Source organism: Kutzneria chonburiensis (assembly GCF_028622115.1).
In the GTDB taxonomy this organism is placed as follows: Bacteria; Actinomycetota; Actinomycetes; order Mycobacteriales; family Pseudonocardiaceae; genus Kutzneria; species Kutzneria chonburiensis.
In genome coordinates this window covers 3,448,622-3,467,604 of record NZ_CP097263.1, presented here as the reverse complement: position 1 = coordinate 3,467,604, position 18,983 = coordinate 3,448,622, and the positions used below count along the sequence as shown (strand labels likewise).

Sequence of the window (18,983 nt, the reverse complement as noted above, 5' to 3'; positions counted from 1 at the left end):
TGCTGCAGGCCATGCGGGCGCAGATCCCGAGCAGGCTGGGGCAGTGGACCGACTTCGAGAACGAGGCCGACTTCGGCAACGTGCTGCTCGAGCTGTTCGCGCACCTCGGCGACATCCTCAGCTACTACCAGGACCGGGTGGCCAACGAGAGCTTCCTCGGCACCGCGCGGACCAGGCGCAGCGTGATCGAGCACCTGCGGCTGATCGGGTACGAGCTCGGCACCGCCGCGCCGGCCGCCGCCAGCCTGAACGTGACGGTGCCGGCCAGCACCGGGACGGTGACCATCACCAAGGGCGACGCGTTCGCGACCAAGAGCGCCAAGGACCGGCCGGCGGTGCGCTTCGAGTACACGAGGGACTCGCCGCTGGTGATCGACTTCGGCGCCATCCCGGCGGTCGGCGGCCGGAAGACCTTCACCGGGCTGCCGGTGGAGGAGGGCCGGCTGATCGATTCCGAGGTGCTCGGCGTCTCCGACGGCACGCCCAACCAGCGCTTTGCGCTCACGCGCGCGGGCGTCATCCTGACCCGCCTCGACAGCACGCAGCCGGCGGCGGACGTGATCGTGCGGGCCGGGCTGCCCGGCGCGCTCATTCCGTGGACCCGCAAGGAAAGTCTGGCGTTCAGCCAGGCCACCGCCGACTTCGTGGTCGACGTGGACGAGAGCAATCGGGCCACGGTCATCTTCGGCGACGGTGTGTTCGGCACGATTCCGCCGCAGGGGGCGCAGATCGTCGCCACCTACCGTACCGGCGGCGGCCTCGCAGGCAACGTGCCGGCCGGCAGCATCACCACCATCGTCGACGCGCCCGCGCTGACTCTGCTCGGCACTGTCAGCGTGACCAACCCCGGGCCCGCGACCGGCGGCGGCGAACGGGAGGACCTGGCGCACGCCGTCCAACAGGCTCCGGCGGTGTTCCGGTCGCTGCGCCGCGCCGTGACGGCCGCTGACTACGAGGCGCTGGCCCGCAGCTACAAGGGCGTCGGCAAGGTGCGGGCCGTCGGCACCGCGTGGAACACGGTGACGCTCTACGTCGCGCCGGTCGGTGGCGGCAAGGTCAGCGACGTGCTCGAGGCCGGTCTCATCGGCTATTTCGAGGACAAGCGCATGCTGGGCCAGATCGTCGAGGTGTCCGATGTGGACTATGTGCCGATCTTCGTGACGGCCGAGATCGCGGTGCAGAGTTTCGCCGTGCCGGGCGATGTGGTGGCACTGGTCCAGCGGGCCGCGGCCGACCTGTTGGCCTTCGACAAGGTCGACTTCAACCAGACGGTGTACCTCAGCAAGTTCTACGAGGAGAGCCAGAGCGTGCCCGGCGTGCAGTTCGTGAACATCACCGAGTTCCGGCGCGGCGACCAGCCCACGCCCGTGGTGGAGCCGCACGGCCGGATCGTGTTGGGTCCCAACGAGGTGCCGATCGTGCCGACCGACCAGAACTACGTGCTGGGGCTGAAGGTCGTGCTGGTCAGCCAGGAGGGCGGTGACGATGCGCCTGCTCGACATCACGGCCGTCGCGCACACCGACGGCAACCGCATCGACCTGAGCTGGACGTTCCCCGACCCGGCCAACCCGCCCTCGGTCCGGGTGGTTCGGGCCGAGCGCAGCCATCCCACGTCGCCGACCGACGGCGTCGTGGTGGCCGACGGTCCCGGCACCACGGCCAGCGACCTGAACCTGTTCGGCGAGCGGGTGTACTACTACACGCTGTTCCCGTACACGGGAAGCCCGGCCGTCTACGACCCGGACCCGCACAACGTGGCCGACGTGATGGCCACGTCGAAGTACGACTTCGCCGGGCAGCTGTACGACCTGCTGCCGGCGATCTACCGCCGCTACGACGCCGAACGCCCACCGGCGAAGCGGCTCGACGCCGTACTCGGCCAGCTTCGGGGCTTCCTCGACCTGCCCGGCGCCGAACTGGACCGGCTCTACAGCCTCAACCGAGCGGCGCTCGGTTTGCTGGACGTCGAGCACGTCGACGGCAAGCTGCTCCCGTTGCTGGCCCAGTGGATCGGCTGGCAGACCGACTTCGGCCGGCCGGTCGGCGACCAGCGCAACGCGATCCGGCGCGCTCCCCATCTCTACCAGCGCGCCGGCGCCAAGCCGATCGTCGCCGCGACGGCGGCGCGGGCCACGGGGTGGCTCACGCTCACCAAGGAGTTCGTGCACAACGTCGCCCGGACCAACCAGCCCGAGCGGCTCAACCTCTGGTCGGCGACCAGGGACTCCACCGGCGCCTGGACTCCGCCGCAGCTAGCGTCGCTGAACTTCGCCTACGACGGCCGGCCGGCGGCGGTCCGGGACACCGACGGTTCCACGCTGTTCCTGTACCACACCAAGCGTCCGCACGGCTGGGACATCTGGTCCAAGCGCTACGCCAACGGCGCCTGGCAGGAGAGCCTTCCGTTCACCGATCAGTCCGGTGTGGACAAGAATCCCGCCGCCGCGCTCCAGGGCGACAAGCTGTGGGTGTTCTGGCAGACCTATGACGCCGGGCGTCACACCCTGATGTTCTCCGTCCGCAGCGGCGGTTCCTGGTCCACCCCGGCCGTCTTCTCCGACGCCGCCACGCAACGGCGCCAGCCGGTCGCCGTCGCCGACAATACCGGCGGGGTATGGCTTTTCTGGCAGGAGTTCGTCGCCGGCGGTTGGCAGGTTCGGTACAACCGGCACAACGGCACCGCGTGGCAGCTCGCCACCCCGGCCAGCCTGCCGGCGGACGGCAACGTCGAGGACGATCTCTGCGTCCTGTTCCATCCCGCAACCCAGCGGCTCTTCCTGTTCTGGGCCAACCGCCAGCCCGGTGGTCCCGATGGGCAGTCCCGGTGGAGCATCTTCTTCCGCTCCAAGCAAAGCCTCGATCCGACACTGCCCGACTGGTCGCCCGTGCGGGCCCTGCCCAAGGCCACCGCCGGTTACCATGATCGTCAGCCCGCGCCACTGCTCACCGCGGCCGGCGACATCGAACTGTTCTTCGCCTCAACCCAGTTCGACGGCTGGAAGCTCAGCCACAACACGCTCAAGGTCGCCGACCTCACCTGGGGCGCGAATGCCCAGTTGTTCCCCAATGGCAGCCAGTCCCAGCGCGCACCGCTGGCCGTCGACACCGGCGGCGGGGCCGTGTTGGCCTTCCGTTCCAACCTCGGCCCGTTCGACAGCCGCTACGCCGGTACGACCACTGTGGACACTTCCACCAGCACCAAGCTGTCCCGGCGCGGCAGCTTCGACGACGTCATGACCTACACCTACGACACCGGCAGCGGCGGTCTGCGCACCAACGACGACCGCATCGCCCGGGACACCCTCGGGCACCTCGTCTTCCCCACCGTGACCGATCCGGCCCAGATCCAGGCCGGCATCGACCGCCTCGCCGGCATGCTCGCCGAGGTCCTGCCGGTCACCACCCGGTCCGTGTTCCTCAGGCAGCAGTAGCCGCCCTACCAATGCAAAGGAGGTCACCGTGGGTGACTTTTCCCGCAGCACCTTCGACCGTGTCAAGCACTACGTCGGTGTTCGCCTGCAACAGGGCGTGCCGCTGGTCGATGCCGACTGGAACGAGCTGGAGGACATCCGCCGCTTCGAGGTCCAGGCCTTCCTCAAGTGGTTCGTCGGCGACGGCGTCCCCGCCGGCAACGACGGCTTCCGCATCACCGCCGCCGGCGGTGGCGGCGTCAACACGATCGTCATCACCTCGAGGGCCGTCGTCCCGGCCAATTCCACGCTGAGCATCGACGTCCCCAACTCCACGGCCGCCGCAGCGCTCGGCTTCACCGTCGCCGGCCGCTCCAGCCGCCGCCTCGCCCCGGCCACCCTGGTGGGTGAGAATGCCGCGCCTTTCGCTCTGGCGCACGGCATGACGCTGACCGTGGTCGCCGACGGCGTCGCATCCACTGTCACCTTTCAGGGCACGGACTTCGCCAACATCGCCGCGGCCACCGCGGCCGAGGTCGTCACCGCGATCAACAAGTCGCCGCACAACTACGTCGCCACAGCGGGCACCGGCAACGACTTCGTCATCACCGGCGGGGACGGCACCCCCGAGCGGGCCGGCCGCTGTCTGGCCGACGGCCGCGACGCCGTCCACGAGGGACGGTTGGCCTACACCTCGCAGTCCTTGTACGCCAACGACTCCCTCGCCCAGGCGTGGAAGGTGCCGGTCGTGCCGGCCATCGCCCCGCCCGGCGCCGGCAGCCGGACCGACCTGGTGTACCTCGACGTCTGGGACCGGGAGGTCAACTCGGCCGAGGACGGCTCCCTGATCAACCCGGTCATCGGCGTCGAGACCAGCGTCCGGCTGCGCCGCGAGTGGGCCGTGCGGGTCAGGGTGGGCAGCAGCACGGTCCCGGTCAAGGGGGACAGCGACTTCTTCGCCGGGCACTCGTATCTCGCGCTGTCCCAGCTGGTCCGCCAGTTCGGCGTGCCGGCCGTCCCGCCGTCGGCCCTGTCCGACCTGCGGCCCCGCAGCCTGCTCATGCCGCCGAGCACGTTGGTGGAGGACATGCTCGGCGGCACCGCCGCCGACTACCGCCTCGGTCGCAACCGGCCCCAGGTCAACCTCCGGGACAGCATCAACGCCCTGCTCGCCGGTTTCCTCCCGCCGACGCGTGACATCTCGGTCGCCGCGGCCAAGGGGCTGGACCTGCTCAACAAGGCCAGCGTGGTGGACGCCGACGGCGGCGTGGTGGCCGTCTGGCAGACGGCCCGTGGGACCAGCGGCGTCAACCAGATCATCGCCGCCCGGTACGACCCGAACCACCCCGAGCTGGACTTCCAGACCGCGTTCCCGATCACCAGCGGCGCCACGCCGAACCTGGATCCGGCCGCCGTGGCGCTGCCGACCGGCGAGGTGATCATCACGTACCAGAACGGGAACTCCGACGCGACGACCACCGACGTGATGATGAAGCGCGGCCCGCTGGCCTCCGTGGCCTCGGCCACGGAGCAGGCGGTCTCCGCCACCAGCGGCGGGCCCGACCAGATGGTGCGGGCGGTGCTCGTCGGCGACCAGGTGGTGTTCTTCGTCAACCAGGGCGCCGCGAAGGGCTGGTTCTACCGGCGGTACAAGCCGGCCCAGAACAACAATCTCGGTGCGTTCGTGGACAGTGCGCCGGTGGCGCTGGCCGGGGCCGCGGTCGCCGCGCAGGAGTTGCACACGGTCGCGACGGCCGGCGGCTTCGCCTGGGTGGCGTTCTCGGACGGCAGCAAGGTGCAGGCCCAGCGGTTCAATCCGCTGACGGTGGCCAGCGAGTTCCCGTTCAACTCCAACGGCACCGCCGACAAGAGCCCGTTCGTGCTGCCGCTCAGCGACACCGACGCGTTTCTCAGTTACATCGATGGCACCGGGATCCTGGTGGCCCAGTGCACCAACGGCGTCTGGTCCGGCCCGGTCCGGGTGGACTCGACGACCCAGGAGATCAGCACACCACCGGCCCTGCTGCGCGACGCCGCCGGCACGATTTGCCTGATCAGCACGCGCAACTACGCCATCGACACCGCCGAACTCCTGGTGCGCAGGCGTGATCCGCTGACCGGGACCTGGTCCGCGCCGCAGCGTGTGGCCGCGCCGGTCGGTCCCAAGATCGTCACCCGCCGGCCGTACCCGCTGACCGTACCGAACCAGGGCCTGTGGCTGCTCTTCGAGAGCAATCGCGCCGCCACCGACTTCGACATCTTCGCCAAGCAGCTCATCACCGTGATTTGAGGGGAACCACCATGGCAGATCCGTCCAATGCCCCGTCGAGCACCGGCCTCGGCCGTACGTTCTCGGACACCAGCGCGTTCGTGGTCGTGTTCGACGTGTACATCGACGGTGGGAAGAGCCAGAGCTTCTCGCTGACCTATCCCGACAGCGTCCAGAACGTGCGGGCCTCGCTCGTGCACATCGACACCACGGGCAGCACCGCGGTGCGTAGCGCGGAGATCCCGCTGCCGCCGGGCGGTCCGTTCCCGCCGCCGCCGGACAGCACGAGAGACAACATCCAGGTCGACGCCAGCGCCGGCAACCTGCTCGTGACGATAGGGGACACCGGCCTCGGCTCGGCGACCACCGGCGAGCACTGGGAGCTGCGGGTCAGCGCCGACAGCCCGACCAATTGGACGGTCACCCCGAACAGCGGCCAGGTGAAGATCCGCTGGGCCGCGGTGAACCCGGTGGCCCGGCTCACCGTGCCGGACGCGCAGTACGAGCTCACGCCGTTCGACTTCACCGCGGCCGACGGCATCGCCCCGGGCAACACGACCTACGTCAACCCGGTCATCGCGCCGATCGCCTTGCTGCCGGTGCCCGACAAGGTCACCTACACCTGGAACTACGACGGTGGGATCACGTTCAACGAGATCTCCAACTCGAGCCAGAGTCCGACGCAGACCACCGGCCCGACCCTGAAGGTGCAAATTCCCGGCGTCTACGGGGAGGTTCCGGTCCAGGTCCACCTTGCCGTCAAGCTGGACGACGCGGCGGGCCACTACGGCGCTCTGCTCGCCAACACGGCCGCGCCGGCGGCGATGAACATCAAGCAGCGCCGCCAGGACGTCGTCTTCGTGCTGGACAGCTCGGGCAGCATGGCGTCGGAGAACCGCTTCGAGAACGCCAAGGCCGCGAGCCGGGTGCTGGTGAACATGTTCAACGGCCTGCGCCGCGACCTGGGCACCGTCGACCAGGTGGCGCTCGTGTCGTTCCAGGACGACACGCTCGGGTTCCGGGGTGGGCAGCCGTCCGACAAGGTCAAGACCCTGTTGCCACTGACGCCGGTGAAGGACGCCGTCACGGCGATCGACGACGCGGCGTTCGACTTCGGCGCGCCCGGCTCCAACACACCGATCGGCGACGGTCTCATCCACGCGGTGGACCTGTTGGCGAATCAGACGATCACCGAGCAGAAGTTCTCCATCATCCTGCTCACCGATGGCTTCGAGAACGCCGGCACGGTGGCACTGGACCCGAACAACGCCACCGGCGGGGTCATCACGTACGAGGCGGCCAAGCTCCTCGGCTCGCGGAGCGGTGTGTTCGACATGAACCGGTGCTCCGTGTCGGCCATCGGCCTCGGCCCCACCGCCAATCTGGACATCCTCAAGCTGGTGGCGTCGCAGACCAACGGCGTCGTCAAGTTCGCCAATGACGCCCGCGAGCTGTCCACCGGCATCAGCGAGATCCTGGCCGCGATCAACCAGGTGAACGGAGTGCAGAAGGCGGCACTGCCGAGCAAACTGCCGGTGCCGCCGTCGGCGCCCCCGGCCCCGGCGGACCCGGATCAGCCGGACCAGACCGTCCCCAACCCGGCGGCGCCGTTCCCGGCGGTCTACTTCCAGACCACCGCGACCGACGACCGGCTGCTGGTGACCGTCACCCCGGCCAAGGGCGCCACCTCGATCACCGACACCATCCAGCTGGCCAAGTTCGACGGCACGCGGTACCAGCCGTTTCCGGTCGACGTGCTGTCCACCCCGACGGATCGCTCCACCTCGGTGACGAACCTGCCGGCCGTCGGCGGCGGCAAGACGGTGACCTGGCGGCTGATCCACGGCGCCGGCCCAAGCTCCGCCGGGCAGCTCGACGTCGACCAGGCGCTGGTCTACGTGGACCTGCACCTGCGGGCCGACGTCGTGCTGGACAAGCCGGCCTACCAGACCGGCGACAAGATGAACCTGACCGTCCGGATCCGCCAGGACGACAAGGTGATCACCGGCGCGACCGTCGTCGCGACGCTGGACGCCCCCGCCGCCGGCCTCGGCCAGCAGTTGGCCACGTTGGACAGCACCGCGGCCGTGGCGTCCGTCGCGGGCAACCTGGACCAGCCCACCCTGATCGAGGAGCGGTTCGGCGCGCTGCTGGCCGAGCAGCAGTGGCAGACGCTGCCGCGCACGAAGTCCACAGGGGACGGTCTGTTCGTCGACGGCACCAACCAGCTGTTCGACCCGGACGGCGACGGCAACTACACCAACACGTTCAACAAGGTCTTCAAGGAGGGCCTCTACACCTGGCACCTGTCGGTCGTCGGCAACGACGTGAACGGCAACGCGTTCACCCGGGCCCTGACGATCAGCGTGTTCGCCACCGTCAGCGTGGACCGCAAGGCCACCAAGGTGAAGGTGACCCGCGTCATCGGCGACCCGAACGGCCAGGAGGCCGCGCTGGTCGTGATCACGCCGCAGGACAAGCGGGGCGAGCACCTCGGCCCGGGCAAGGACGCCGAGATCATCTTCGCGCTCGAGGAGGAGGGCCGCTTCGAGCACGTGGTCACCCACCAGCCGCCGCCCGTGCAGACGGATGGCACGTATCAGCGCACGGTGGTGTTCAGCCACAAGGAGGACCCGATCGTCCTGGTGCGGGCGGCGGATGTGCTGCTGCCGCGGATCGACATCCGGGACTGGTTCGACGGAGATCACGACGACGACTGAGTTCGGTGCGGGACGGGGGATTCGGCCCCCGTCCCGCTGGGGTGGAGGGGGCGGCAGTGGAGCGGGTGATGGGCGTGGAGCCGGTGCGGCCGGCGGTGCCGGCGGCGCCGGCGGTGACCGCGCCGGCCGCGCCGGCGGTCGATCCGGTGCAGCGGGCGCTGGGCAACCAGTGGCTGGGCGAACAACGGGACCGGGACAACCCGAGTTCGTTGCCGGAGTCGGACTGGACCGTTGGCGATCGCCTGGAATGGGAGATCCGGCGCGAGCAGGGGCTGGAACGCGGGCTGTCGCCCACGAACACGTTCCTTCGCGCGGCGTTCGCCAACACCAGGAACCTGGCCTTCGGCCAGTATCGGACGGTGCGTGAGCGGCACGACTACTACGACATCATCAGCTACGCGTTGCAGTCCGGGAAGTACGCGCCGGCCGCGCTGCGCGACATCCGGTTCTTCGAGGCCACCGCGGCGGTCACGGGCGCGCCGGGCATCGGCTCGATCGAGACCGGACTCGGCCACCTGGTGCTGCGGCCGGAGACCCGCGAGGTCATGTTCGACATCAACACGGAGCTGTTCGAGCTGAACATGCGGGTGATCCACAACCTGCTGTTCGAGTGGCACGAGCCGCGCGCGCCCGTCGCCGGTGGCGGCAGGGTCGACTCGCTCGAGTTCGACGCGCAGATGGTCGAGAACGAGCAGAGCACGGTGCAGCGCTTCCTCGCCCGCGATCCACAGCGGTTCACCGCCGAGGTCAGGGACCAGATCAACGGTCTGCTCGACCCGTCATCGATCAAGGTGTATCTCAGCCCGTCCCGGCCGTCCTTCCAGTGGGCGATCAAGGCACTGGGCGTGGAGCAGCTGGACTTCCGGAAGTTCGACCACCGCAGGGCGATCGGGTACGCGGAGATCCACATCCTGCGCGGGCTGCCGTATGCGGCGTTCGAGAGGTTCCTCAAGGAGCGCACCGCCGCGCCGACGAAGTGACCACAGTGGAGGCTCGGGTGTTGGGACAGCAGGTGCAGGCCAAGGCGCCGGCGGCGAACCAGGCGCAGCAGGCCGGCGGTGCCCCGCCGGCGCGTCGGCCGGAACGGGACGTGCGGCGGGCGGTCGGCAACAACGCGCTGGCCGCCGGTGCGTTGGATGCCTTGGACGGCCCGGGAACGCCGATCGCGGCCAGCCTGCGGGCCGGCGTCGAGCGCGCCACCGGCCAGGATCTCAGCGACGTGCGCCTGCACACTGGCCCGCGGGTTCGGGTGGCGGCCGTGGCCGCGAGTGCGGCGGGGTTCACGATCGGTCGCGACATCGGCATTGCCACCGCGCCGGGCCAGGACATCCCGCAAGCGTTGCTGGAGCACGAACTCGTCCACGCCGCGCAGCAGAGCGGCGTCGGCAGCGCCAGCGCCGCCGACGCGGAAAGCCAGGCGCGGCAAGGCATCGGTGCACTCGGGGTGTTGGCCAGCGCCAGTGCACCCTACGTTGCCTGGGCGCCGGAGGACTGGGCCCGCGGGGCGACGCCGGAGGTCAGCCAGTACAGCCTGTCCGACCTGCTGGACGAGCTGACCGCCATCGATGACTGGATGGACCGGCAGCTGGCCAACGGCACCGAGGCGATGAACCGGGTGCTGGCCGCTCGGGTTCTGATCCAGGCCGAGGTCGATCGCCGCCGTCGGGGCGTCAACGCCAGGCGCAGCGCGTACCGGCCCACGCCGCTGGGACCGGAGCCGGAGATCGACAAGCCGCACGTGCTGGAGAACGGCCGGAGAGCGCCGATCAAGGACCTGGCTGAGGCCCGGGCCGAGGCCGACCGGGTCGCCGCGTGGTTGCAGCGTTCTGATGTCAGCCCGGCCGACCGCGTGCTGCTCCAGCAGGAGCTGCGCGACCTCCAACCTCAACTGTCCACCGCGCTGACCGAGGCACGCGTGAACCGGCAGACCGCCCGGCTGCGGCAGGCCTTGACGCCGGCCGACCCGACCAGCAAGGCCAGCGTGCTGGCCAACCTGCGGATCCTGGAATCGATCAGTCCTTACCCGCCGATTCCGGGCAAGGCATGCGTTGTGCACCACGGCGAGCTGCTGGTGTTCTCCCAGGAGCTCGCCGACTGGGCGCGGGCCAACGCGCTGCGGGGCCTGACCGACGCCGCCCGACGGGCCCGCGGTATGAACACCGCGTCGACGAACCTGGTCAACGGCCAGATCCAGACCTTCGTCAACGACCAGTGGTTCGTCGGCGGGCTGGTGCGGCTGGTTTCCGGAGAGTCCCCCCAGCAGTTGCAGGCAAAGATGTCCGGCCCCCTCGCCGAGTCGACCGGTGCGCTGGCCCGGTTCGACAGGGCAGGGTCCATGGTGGACATGGCCGAGGCTGTGTTCGCCGCCGTGGAGAAGGCCGATGAGGCGCAACGGATCGTGCAGGCCGGCGTCGACCGGTCCAATGCCGCGCTGAACTCGTTGCTGACCGGGACGGAGATCGTCCGCGATGTGAGTACCGCCGTCGCCGTGTCGGTGGCGGCGGTGCTGGCCGCCCCGGTGGTGGCCGGCTGGGTTGCCGGTGCCGGGATCACAGGTGCGTCAAGCGTCGTGGTCACCGCTCTCGGAACGGGCACTCTGGTTGGTACCGGCGGAGTCGCGGCCGGTTTCGTCGAAGGCACCGGCACCGGCCTGCTTTCCGGCCGCAGCGTGTCGGACTCCGCGCGGTTGGGCGGCGCCGAGGCGTATCGGCTCGGCTCGGCCGGCTTCCTCGCCGGTCTCGGTGGTGGCACGGCCAAGGGGCTCACCACTGTGCTCGGCGCCGACTCCGTCGGCTTGAGCGTGGGCACGACATTCCTCCGCAACGGCATCGCCCAGGGCGGCGGCAACGCGGTGAGCGGCATCGCCGGCGGCCTGCTCGCCCCACCGGCCGGGCTCGACCGCGGCGACGCTGCCCTTCGGGGCGGAGTCGGTGGACTTACCGTGGGCTTCTTCGGTGGCGGAGTCAGCTCATTGGCTCCCGGCCTCACTTCTCCGTTGGCCCGGTGGGGCGTCAATGCCGCCGCGCCCGCCGCGGTCACCAGTGGCGTGACCTACCTGCAGACCGGCAGCGGCGTCCACACCTTTGTGGCCGGCAGCGCCGTGCTGCTTCAGAACTCGTTGACCCTGAACCGTGCGCCGGGCATCAGTCCGGAGACACTGGAGAGTTCCTTCCAGCTCGGTCAGGGGGCGCGACGGTCGCTGGTCTGGACCGGCCGCACCGGTGTCGCGGGCCTCACCGCCGTCACCATCGGCCTCAGCAACGTCGAGGGCTTGCGGGCCACCGTTCCCGGCGATCTCAGCACGGAGACCCCGGTGGGTCTGCAGATCCTGCTGTCATCGACCAGAGCGCCGACCGTCGACTACGCACGGCCGAGCGCGGCACCGGAGAGCGAGGCACAGGCGCCGACGCCGGATTCGCCCACCGCCGAGGCCCCGGTCGCGACGGTGGCTCCAGAGGTGGTCAGCGAAGCGCCGGCTCCGTCAGTGACCACCCCGGTGCCTACGCCGGCCGAAGCACCGACCTCGCCGGCCCAGGCAGGTCCGACCCCGGCCGCCACACCGACTCCAGCAGCCGCACCCACTCCAGCAGCCACGCCCGCCAGCACGCCGGTCAACACCGTGCCCGCGACCGTTACCCCAACGACGCCAAGACCACGCGTCGACCTTCCGCCGCTGCGACAGCCGACCGGAACAGTCACCGAGGCGCAGGCTCTGAGCCGGCGTCCGGTGCTCGCGCGTGAACTGGCCGCTCTGGCGTCAGCCACGGATCCGGCCTCGGTCGCCCGCCGCGCCGAGCTCCAGGCCAGGCTGACCCGACTGCGGCTGTACGACGAGATCAGCGTGGCGCCGCGGCAGGCCCGGCTGCTGGAGGTGTCCAAGGATCGCAACGCCCCGAACTACTGGGAGGTGGTCGCGTCCGTGGTTCCACAGCCCGGCACCGTGCTGGAGTTCGAGGACGGCAGCCGCGTGTGGCGGGAGAAGGTCGGCGGCGAGATCTGGCACGAGTCCACGCTGGGCGGGGGCATCGGCCGGGCCGGCTACGAGCGGGCGCAGTTCTCGGCCCGTGAGCACGGCCGTCTGCCGAACGAGGCAACCGACCAGCGGTTGCACGCATTGGGACAGGGGACCGGGTTCGAGAGTCCGTACAGCATCCTGCGGGGACACCCGTTCATCAACCAACGGCTGCAGAACTCCGGCATCGAGTTGTACCTGCGCGAGCTGAACGCCACCGCGGCCGAGGGCGAGATATTCCGTGTCGTGACGCCGAATCGCCCTCGTCAGTTCTCGCAGCGGTTCGCGCACCAGGACTACCTGATCATGAGGTACGTCGACAATCGGGTCGAGTGGGTCGCGACCTATTCCATCGATGTCACCTTCCTCGGCGCCCGGCGGATGATGACCGCCTGGCCGATCGAATTCACGCCGGCCGGCGAGGCGATCCGCGGCCGTGTCCCGATCCCCGAGGTCCTCACCACGTTCGAGCAGCTGACCGAATGAGCGCTTCATGACGCCTGTTCCACCGGATCGCGGCGGGTCAGCGGGGCTCGTAGGCCGAGGTGGTCGCGGAGGGTGGTGCCGGTGTAGGAGGTGCGGTACACGCCGCGTTCCTGGAGCTCGGGCACGAGCAGGGTGACGATGTCGTCGAGGCCGTCGGGGATGAGGTACGGGGTGATGTTGAAGCCGTGCACGGCGCCGAAACGGGCGAAGCGGGTGAACTTGTCGGCGAGGGAGGCGGGGGTGCCGACGTGACCGCGCTGGGGGCCGAGGGCGATGGCGGTCTCGCGAAGGGACCAGTTGTGGGCGGCGGATTCGGCGCGCCAACGGTCGACGACGGCGCGTGGGTCGGCGACGCGGCGGGCGCCGAAGGCGCCGGTGTTCTCGGCGATGACGGGGTCCTCGGTGGGCAGTGGGCCGTCGGCGTCGCGGTCGGAGAGGTCGAAACCCCAGACGAGACCGGCGATGTTGAGGGCGGTGGCCGGGGTGACCTGCTGGAGCCGCACCCACCGGGCCTTCTCCCGAGCCTCCTCCTCGGTGGCGCCGATGATGATCTCGGTGCCGGGCAGGATGCGCAGGTCGTCCTCGGGCCGGCCGGCGGCGCGCAGCCGGCGGCGGATGTCCTGGGCGAAGGCCAGCGCGTCGTCGAAGTCGTTGCCGTGCGCGGAGAAGATGACGTCGGCGTGACGGGCGGCGAAGTCCCGGCCCTCGGCCGAGTCGCCGGCCCGGAAGATCACCGGATGGCCCTGGGCGCTGCGGGGGAGCGGCGGTAGCAGGTCGAGGTCGAACTGGCTGCTGCGCACCTGTACGCGTTGGGGCCCGTCGGCGGTCCAGCCGTCCCAGATCGCCCGTGCGGCGACGACGAACTCCTCGGCCCGGCGGTACCGGTCGGCGTGGTCGAGGAAGCCGCCGCGCCGGAAGTTCTCGCCGGTCCAGGCGTTGTCGGTGGTCACGACGTTCCAACCGGCCCGCCCGTCGGACAGCAGGTCCAGCCCGGACAGCCGCCGGGCCAGGTCGGCCGGCTCGTTGAAGGTGGTGTTGGACGTGCTGACCAGGCCGATCCGGTCGGTCACGGCGGCCAGCGCGGACAGCTGGGTGATCGCGTCGGGCCGGCCGGCCACGTCCAGGTCGTGGATGCGGCCGTCGACCTCGCGCAGCCGCAGGCCCTCACCCAGGAAGAACGCATCGAACAGGCCCCGCTCCGCGGTCTGCGCGACCCGCCGGAACGAAGCGGGGTCGAGCTGGGAACCGCTTTCCGGCGCGGACCAGATCGTCCAGTGGTTCACGCCCTGGAAGAACACGCCGAAGTGCAGGGTGGCGTCGGGGTAGGGCACGTCGGTCATCGGGCACTCTCCTGGAAACGGCTGACCGGGCGGGGCAGTCCGAGGGTGGTACGCAGCGAGGCGCCGGGTATCGGCCGCGCCGCGACACCGCCGCGGATGAGGGCCGGCACGACCAGCTGCGACAGCACGGCCAGATCCTCGTTCAGTACCAACGGATGCAGCCGCACGCCGTCCACCGCCCCGGCCAGGTCGGTGAGCAACGCGACCAGCCCGTCGGCCGAGCCGGCGTAGCGCAGGCGGCCGCGTTCCGGCCACGGACCGAGCTCAGCGATCCGCTCGCCGGCCGTGGCCTGCGGCGTGGACAGGGCGACCTCGATCTCGGTGAACGTCAGCGGTGTGGCCGCGCGTGTGGTCTCCGAGGTCAGCGTGACGTCGACGAGCTCGGGCGGCAGCAGGTCGGCCGGCGCGAAAACCACGAGCTGGCCCTGTGGTGACCGGGGCACGATCGCCGGCCCCTTCACGGAGAACGTCTCGCCGACGAAGTCGATGTAGTGCAGGCGATCTCGGTCGAGATAGCGGCTCGTGGCGACGTCGCGAACGACGGCGTCGTCCTCCCACGAGTCCCAGAGGTCACGGACGACCCGCGTGGCGTCGCGCGCCTCGCGGCGGGTGTCGTCGACCAGCGGCCGACCCCACGCCCGCGCCGTTTCCGCGGCCGTGCTCTCGCTGACCAGCCAGCCCGCGCGGCCGACCGAGATGTGGTCGATCGAGGCCAGCTGCGACGACACGTGGAACGGCTCGGTGTACGTGGTCGACACCGTGGGCACGATGCCCAGCGTGCTGGTCGCCGCGGCGATGAATGCGGCCCGTTCCACCGCGCCGATGCCGCTGTTGCTCGGCTCATCGTCCACAGTGGCCAGTGTGAAGCCGGCGTTCTCGGCTATGGCGGCAACTGCGCGTACCCGCCGCGACACGGCCAACGGATCGGCGCGTCGCGACGCCGCGGGATGGGCGCCATCGCCGTCGATCTCCACGGCGAGGTGCAGTCCGGGGTTCGGCATGATCCGACCGTACGTCGTGTGCGGGGCGCGTCCACTGCGTGGGACGCGGTGACCGGTCATTGACGGTTGACCGCGGTGGCCGCTCATGATGGCCTCGTGACGCGTGCCGACGATGCGCCGATTGCCCTTGCACGGCAAGAAGAATCGGAGTCCGACAGAATTTCGTCGGACCGGGTGGTGCCGCTGCGGCGGCCGGGCCAGTGGGTGTCGGCCGCCGTGGTCCTCGTGCTGCTCGCGCTGGCCGTGCGGACCCTGTTCACCAACCCGCGCTTCCAGTGGCCCGTCGTGTGGCGGTACTTCACCACCGCGCCGGTCCTGAACGGGCTCGTGCTGACGCTGTGGCTGACCGCGGCGGTGATGATCTGCGGTTACGTGCTCGGCGCCGTGCTCGCCGTGATGCGGCTGTCGCGCAATCCCGTGCTGCGGCTGGTGAGTTTCGGCTACGTGTGGCTGATCCGGTCCGTGCCGCCGCTCGTGCAGCTGCTGTTCTGGTACGAGCTCGCGTCGCTGTATCCCGAGCTGTCGCTGGGCATTCCGTTCGGGCCGACCTTCGTGACGGTCAAGACGGCGCACCTGTTCACCGGTCTGCTCGCCGCCTTTGTCGGCCTCACCCTTGACGTGGCGGCGTTCTCGTCGGAGATCATCCGTGGCGGCATCCTGTCGGTCGAGCGCGGTCAGCTCGAGGCCGCCCAGGCGCTGGGCATCGGGCCGCTGCGCATCTTCCGGCGGATCGTGTTGCCGCAGGCCATGCCGGCGATCGTGCCGGCCACCGGCAACATGCTGATCGCCATGCTCAAGGCCACGTCCATTGTCAGCGTGATCGCCGTGCAGGACCTGCTGTACTCGGTGCAGCTGATCTACAACCAGAACTTCCTGATCATCCCGCTGCTGCTGGTGGCGACGATCTGGTACATCCTGCTCACCACCGTGCTGTCGATCGGGCAGTACTACGTCGAGCGCTTCTACTCCCGCGGCCGGCGCGGCCACCGTCGCTTGTGGACGATCACCCGGGTCAATCTCCCGCTGTTCCGGCAACTGCCGGGCATCTCCTGATGTCGGAAGGACTCTCCACCGTGCGCAGATCGGGTTTTCTCCTGGTGTCACTGGCCTTTGTGCTGACCGCGTGCGGGTCGGCCACCGCCGAGGACCCGGCCGCCACCACCGCGCCGTCGATTCCGACGCAGGACGTCGTGTCGGCCGTCAAGGCCGATCCCGCCCTGCACGCCGAGCTGCCGCCGTCGACCACGTCGCTCACGCTCGGCACCACCCTGTCGCCCGGGACGGCCGGCCTGCCGCACGGCGGCACCGTCGACGGCAAGAACGTCGGCGTGGACGTGGATCTGCGGGATGCCGTGGCCAAGGTGCTCGGCATCACCTGGACCGTGCAGAACGGCACCTTCGAGACGATCATCCCCGGCGTCCAGAACGGCAAGTACGACGTGGGCCAGGACAACTTCGGTGTCACCGCGGCGCGGGAGAAGGTGGTCGACTTCGCCACGTACCTCACCGACGGCCAGTCCTTCCTCGGGCCCGCCGATCACGGGCCGGGCAGCGTCAAGACGCTCCAGGACCTGTGCGGGCTGACCGTCGCCACCAGCCCCGGCTCCACGTTCCAGCAGATCCTCACCACCGGCGCCGACAAGTGCGCCGCCGCCGGTAAGAAGCCGTACACCGTGCAGCTGTTCTCCGACGCCGCGCCCATCTGGCTCGGGCTGGCCAACGGCAAGGTCGATGTCTACTTCGGACCGACGCTCAGCCTCAAGTACGACGAGACCCATGTGCCCAACACGAAGTTCCTCGGGCAGTTCAGTTCCACGCCCGTCGGTTTCGTCACCGCCAAGGGCTCGCCGGTGGTCAAGGCGGTCAGCGACGCCGTGAACAAGCTGATCAAGGACGGCGACTACGCCCGGATCCTCGGCAAGTGGGGCGTGGCCGGCTCCGGCCTTCCTCAGTCCGCCGTGAACCCCACGCCTACCCTCTGACCTGGATAGTTCGTTCACTGAACCGACCCGTGCTACGGTTGGTTCAGTGAACGAACCGGGTGGCTCGTCGGTCGCCCACCAGTCGAGAGGCCTGTCATGTTCCTGATCACGGCGGCGACCGGCCGGACCGGCGGCGGCACGGCCAAGGTGCTGCTGGACGGCGGCCATCGGGTGCGGGTGCTGGCTCACCGCGAGGACGAGCGGTCCCGTGCGCTGGCTGACGCCGGGGCCGAGGTCGTTGTCGGCGACCTGCACAGCCTGGACGACGTTACGGCGGCGGTGGAGGGCGTCAGCGGTGCGTACTTCTGCCATCCGATCTTGCCGGGCCTGGTCGAGGCGACGGTCATCTTCGCCCAGGCGGCGACCGAGGCCGGTGTCCGGTCGGTGGTCAACATGTCGCAGATCTCCGCGCGTCGTGAGGCGACGAGCAACGCCGCCCGGCAGCACTGGCTGTGCGAGCGGCTGCTCGACCGGACCGACCTGCTCACGACGCACATCCGGCCGACCTTCTTCGCCGAGTGGCTGCCGTTGTGGTGGGAGAAGCGGGACGGCGAGGGCTACCTGCGGCTGCCGTTCGGCGACGGCCGGCACGCGCCCATCGCCGCCGCGGACCAGTCGCGGGTGATCGCCGCATTGCTGCTGGATCCCTCGCCGCACAATCGTGCTGCCTACTCGTTGCACGGTCCGGTCGAGCTCAACCACTACGAGATCGCCGCCGAAATGGCTGAGGCACTGGGATTTCCCGTGCACTACGAGCCGATCAGCGTCGAGGAGTTCGCTTCCGCCATGGCCGACCGGTCGATGCCGGCGCATCGCATCCAGCACCTGAGCAACGTCGCCGTCGACTACCAGCACGGCATTTTCGCCGGCACCAACGATGTGGTCGAGAAGATCACCGGCCGTGCCCCGCTGTCGGTCCGGCAGTTCGTCACCTCGGCCGACTTCGAGACCAGCGGCCCGCTTTTCGTTCCGTGACAGCCGGCTCGGCGTAATCCGGTTACTCTCTTCGGGCGCAGATGGTCTCGAGGGAACGGATTTCGGCATGGGATGGCTCGACGCTCTGGGGTGGGTCGGCTCCGCGCTGCTCGTCTGGTCGCTGTTGCAGTCCCGGCAGCTGCGGCTTCGGGCCCTCAACCTCGTCGCGTGCCTCGTGCTCGTCGCCTTCAACGCCGCGTTGGGTGTGTGGCCCCAGGCCGCCATGAACGTCGTGTTGGCCGGGATCAACCTGTACTTCTTGTACCGGCTCGTCACCACCCGTCACGACCAGCGGACCTATCAGGTGGTCCAGGTCAGTACCGATGACGACTTCCTGGCCCACCTGCTCCGCGTCCACGCTGATGACATCGCACGCTTCAACCCCGATTTCCGCTGGTCACCCAGCCCTTCCCGGTCCGCTTACGTCGTACTGTCCGGCGACAGCGTCGTCGGCGTCGTCCTCCTCCGCGCGGTCGACGCCGCCACCGCCCAGGTCGAGCTCGACTACGTCACCAAGCCGTATCGTGATTTCACGCCGGGCGAGTTCGTCTACCGCTCCAGTCACCTGTTCACGTCGCGTGGCTTCCGTCGGGTGCTCACCCCGCCCGGTCAGGTCGAGCCGTATTACGGTCGGATCGGCTTTTCCAAGGCCGGGGATTCGTATGTGCTGGAGTTGGCCGGGGAGTAGCCCGCCGGACCCCAGAGGGTGGGCGGGTGGGGCGCGAAAGCAAGCACGAGCGACCCCCGTGCGATCATCACCTAGCTGCCCGGCCATGCTCGCAACCTA

The 18,983-nt window shown here is 69.8% G+C and carries 12 protein-coding genes; 9 read left to right on the top strand and 3 right to left on the bottom strand.

Features of this window, described 5'->3' with window-relative positions; translation table 11 throughout:
• Window positions 1–124 precede the first annotated feature (124 nt).
• Window positions 125–682, bottom strand: coding sequence for a hypothetical protein (locus M3Q35_RS15465; RefSeq protein ID WP_273942468.1), 558 nt, complete (start codon window positions 680–682; stop codon window positions 125–127).
• A gap of 803 nt (window positions 683–1,485) precedes the next feature.
• On the opposite strand from M3Q35_RS15465, the gene M3Q35_RS15460 reads away from it, so the two are divergent.
• The 5 genes from M3Q35_RS15460 to M3Q35_RS15440 all read left to right on the top strand — a co-directional run bounded on the left by M3Q35_RS15460 (window position 1,486) and on the right by M3Q35_RS15440 (window position 12,898).
• Window positions 1,486–3,432: a hypothetical protein gene (locus M3Q35_RS15460; RefSeq protein ID WP_273942467.1), complete on the top strand. Its 1,947-nt coding sequence runs from the start codon at window positions 1,486–1,488 to the stop codon at window positions 3,430–3,432.
• A 28-nt stretch (window positions 3,433–3,460) separates the two neighbouring features.
• The gene (locus tag M3Q35_RS15455) at window positions 3,461–5,701 is read left to right on the top strand and encodes a DUF6519 domain-containing protein (RefSeq protein WP_273942466.1); all 2,241 of its coding nucleotides are present in this window, start codon (window positions 3,461–3,463) and stop codon (window positions 5,699–5,701) included.
• An 11-nt stretch (window positions 5,702–5,712) separates the two neighbouring features.
• Window positions 5,713–8,400 carry a vWA domain-containing protein gene (locus tag M3Q35_RS15450; RefSeq protein WP_273942465.1) on the top strand — a complete coding sequence of 896 codons (2,688 nt, stop codon included), beginning with the start codon at window positions 5,713–5,715 and terminating at the stop codon, window positions 8,398–8,400.
• 68 nt (window positions 8,401–8,468) lie between these two features.
• A complete protein-coding gene (locus tag M3Q35_RS15445; RefSeq protein ID WP_273942463.1) occupies window positions 8,469–9,380 on the top strand; it encodes a hypothetical protein in 912 nt (303 codons plus the stop codon).
• Window positions 9,381–9,397: 17 nt separating this feature from the next.
• Window positions 9,398–12,898 (top strand): eCIS core domain-containing protein, encoded by a 3,501-nt coding sequence (locus M3Q35_RS15440; protein WP_273942462.1) that lies wholly within the window; start codon window positions 9,398–9,400, stop codon window positions 12,896–12,898.
• A gap of 5 nt (window positions 12,899–12,903) precedes the next feature.
• On the opposite strand, the gene M3Q35_RS15435 is transcribed toward M3Q35_RS15440, so the two are convergent.
• Complete coding sequence (locus M3Q35_RS15435; protein ID WP_273942461.1) at window positions 12,904–14,238, bottom strand: NtaA/DmoA family FMN-dependent monooxygenase; 1,335 nt, start codon at window positions 14,236–14,238, stop codon at window positions 12,904–12,906.
• Entirely contained in the window at window positions 14,235–15,239 is a 1,005-nt protein-coding gene (locus M3Q35_RS15430; protein WP_273942460.1) for an LLM class flavin-dependent oxidoreductase, read from the bottom strand. Before M3Q35_RS15430 ends, M3Q35_RS15435 begins: the two co-directional genes overlap by 4 nt.
• Window positions 15,240–15,413: 174 nt before the next feature.
• On the opposite strand from M3Q35_RS15430, the gene M3Q35_RS15425 reads away from it, so the two are divergent.
• From M3Q35_RS15425 to M3Q35_RS15410, 4 genes are all read left to right on the top strand, one after another.
• A complete protein-coding gene (locus M3Q35_RS15425) occupies window positions 15,414–16,292 on the top strand; it encodes an amino acid ABC transporter permease (protein ID WP_273942458.1) in 879 nt (292 codons plus the stop codon).
• Window positions 16,292–17,221 (top strand): transporter substrate-binding domain-containing protein, encoded by a 930-nt coding sequence (locus M3Q35_RS15420; RefSeq protein WP_273942457.1) that lies wholly within the window; start codon window positions 16,292–16,294, stop codon window positions 17,219–17,221. The genes M3Q35_RS15425 and M3Q35_RS15420 overlap by 1 nt, the downstream gene beginning before the upstream one ends.
• A gap of 96 nt (window positions 17,222–17,317) precedes the next feature.
• The gene (locus M3Q35_RS15415) at window positions 17,318–18,196 is read left to right on the top strand and encodes an NmrA family NAD(P)-binding protein (protein WP_273942456.1); all 879 of its coding nucleotides are present in this window, start codon (window positions 17,318–17,320) and stop codon (window positions 18,194–18,196) included.
• Between the two features lie 67 nt (window positions 18,197–18,263).
• Window positions 18,264–18,884 carry a YgjV family protein gene (locus M3Q35_RS15410; RefSeq protein ID WP_273942454.1) on the top strand — a complete coding sequence of 207 codons (621 nt, stop codon included), beginning with the start codon at window positions 18,264–18,266 and terminating at the stop codon, window positions 18,882–18,884.
• Window positions 18,885–18,983: the final 99 nt, after the last annotated feature.

Coding starts and splice junctions, on each gene's coding strand:
- M3Q35_RS15415 (WP_273942456.1), top strand. CDS start 17,318: ATGTTCCTGATCACGGCGGCGACCGGCCGGACCGGCGGCGGCACGGCC.
- M3Q35_RS15435 (WP_273942461.1), bottom strand. CDS start 14,238: ATGACCGACGTGCCCTACCCCGACGCCACCCTGCACTTCGGCGTGTTC.
- M3Q35_RS15450 (WP_273942465.1), top strand. CDS start 5,713: ATGGCAGATCCGTCCAATGCCCCGTCGAGCACCGGCCTCGGCCGTACG.
- M3Q35_RS15410 (WP_273942454.1), top strand. CDS start 18,264: ATGGGATGGCTCGACGCTCTGGGGTGGGTCGGCTCCGCGCTGCTCGTC.
- M3Q35_RS15420 (WP_273942457.1), top strand. CDS start 16,292: ATGTCGGAAGGACTCTCCACCGTGCGCAGATCGGGTTTTCTCCTGGTG.
- M3Q35_RS15430 (WP_273942460.1), bottom strand. CDS start 15,239: ATGCCGAACCCCGGACTGCACCTCGCCGTGGAGATCGACGGCGATGGC.
- M3Q35_RS15445 (WP_273942463.1), top strand. CDS start 8,469: ATGGGCGTGGAGCCGGTGCGGCCGGCGGTGCCGGCGGCGCCGGCGGTG.
- M3Q35_RS15460 (WP_273942467.1), top strand. CDS start 1,486: ATGCGCCTGCTCGACATCACGGCCGTCGCGCACACCGACGGCAACCGC.
- M3Q35_RS15465 (WP_273942468.1), bottom strand. CDS start 682: ATGACCGTGGCCCGATTGCTCTCGTCCACGTCGACCACGAAGTCGGCG.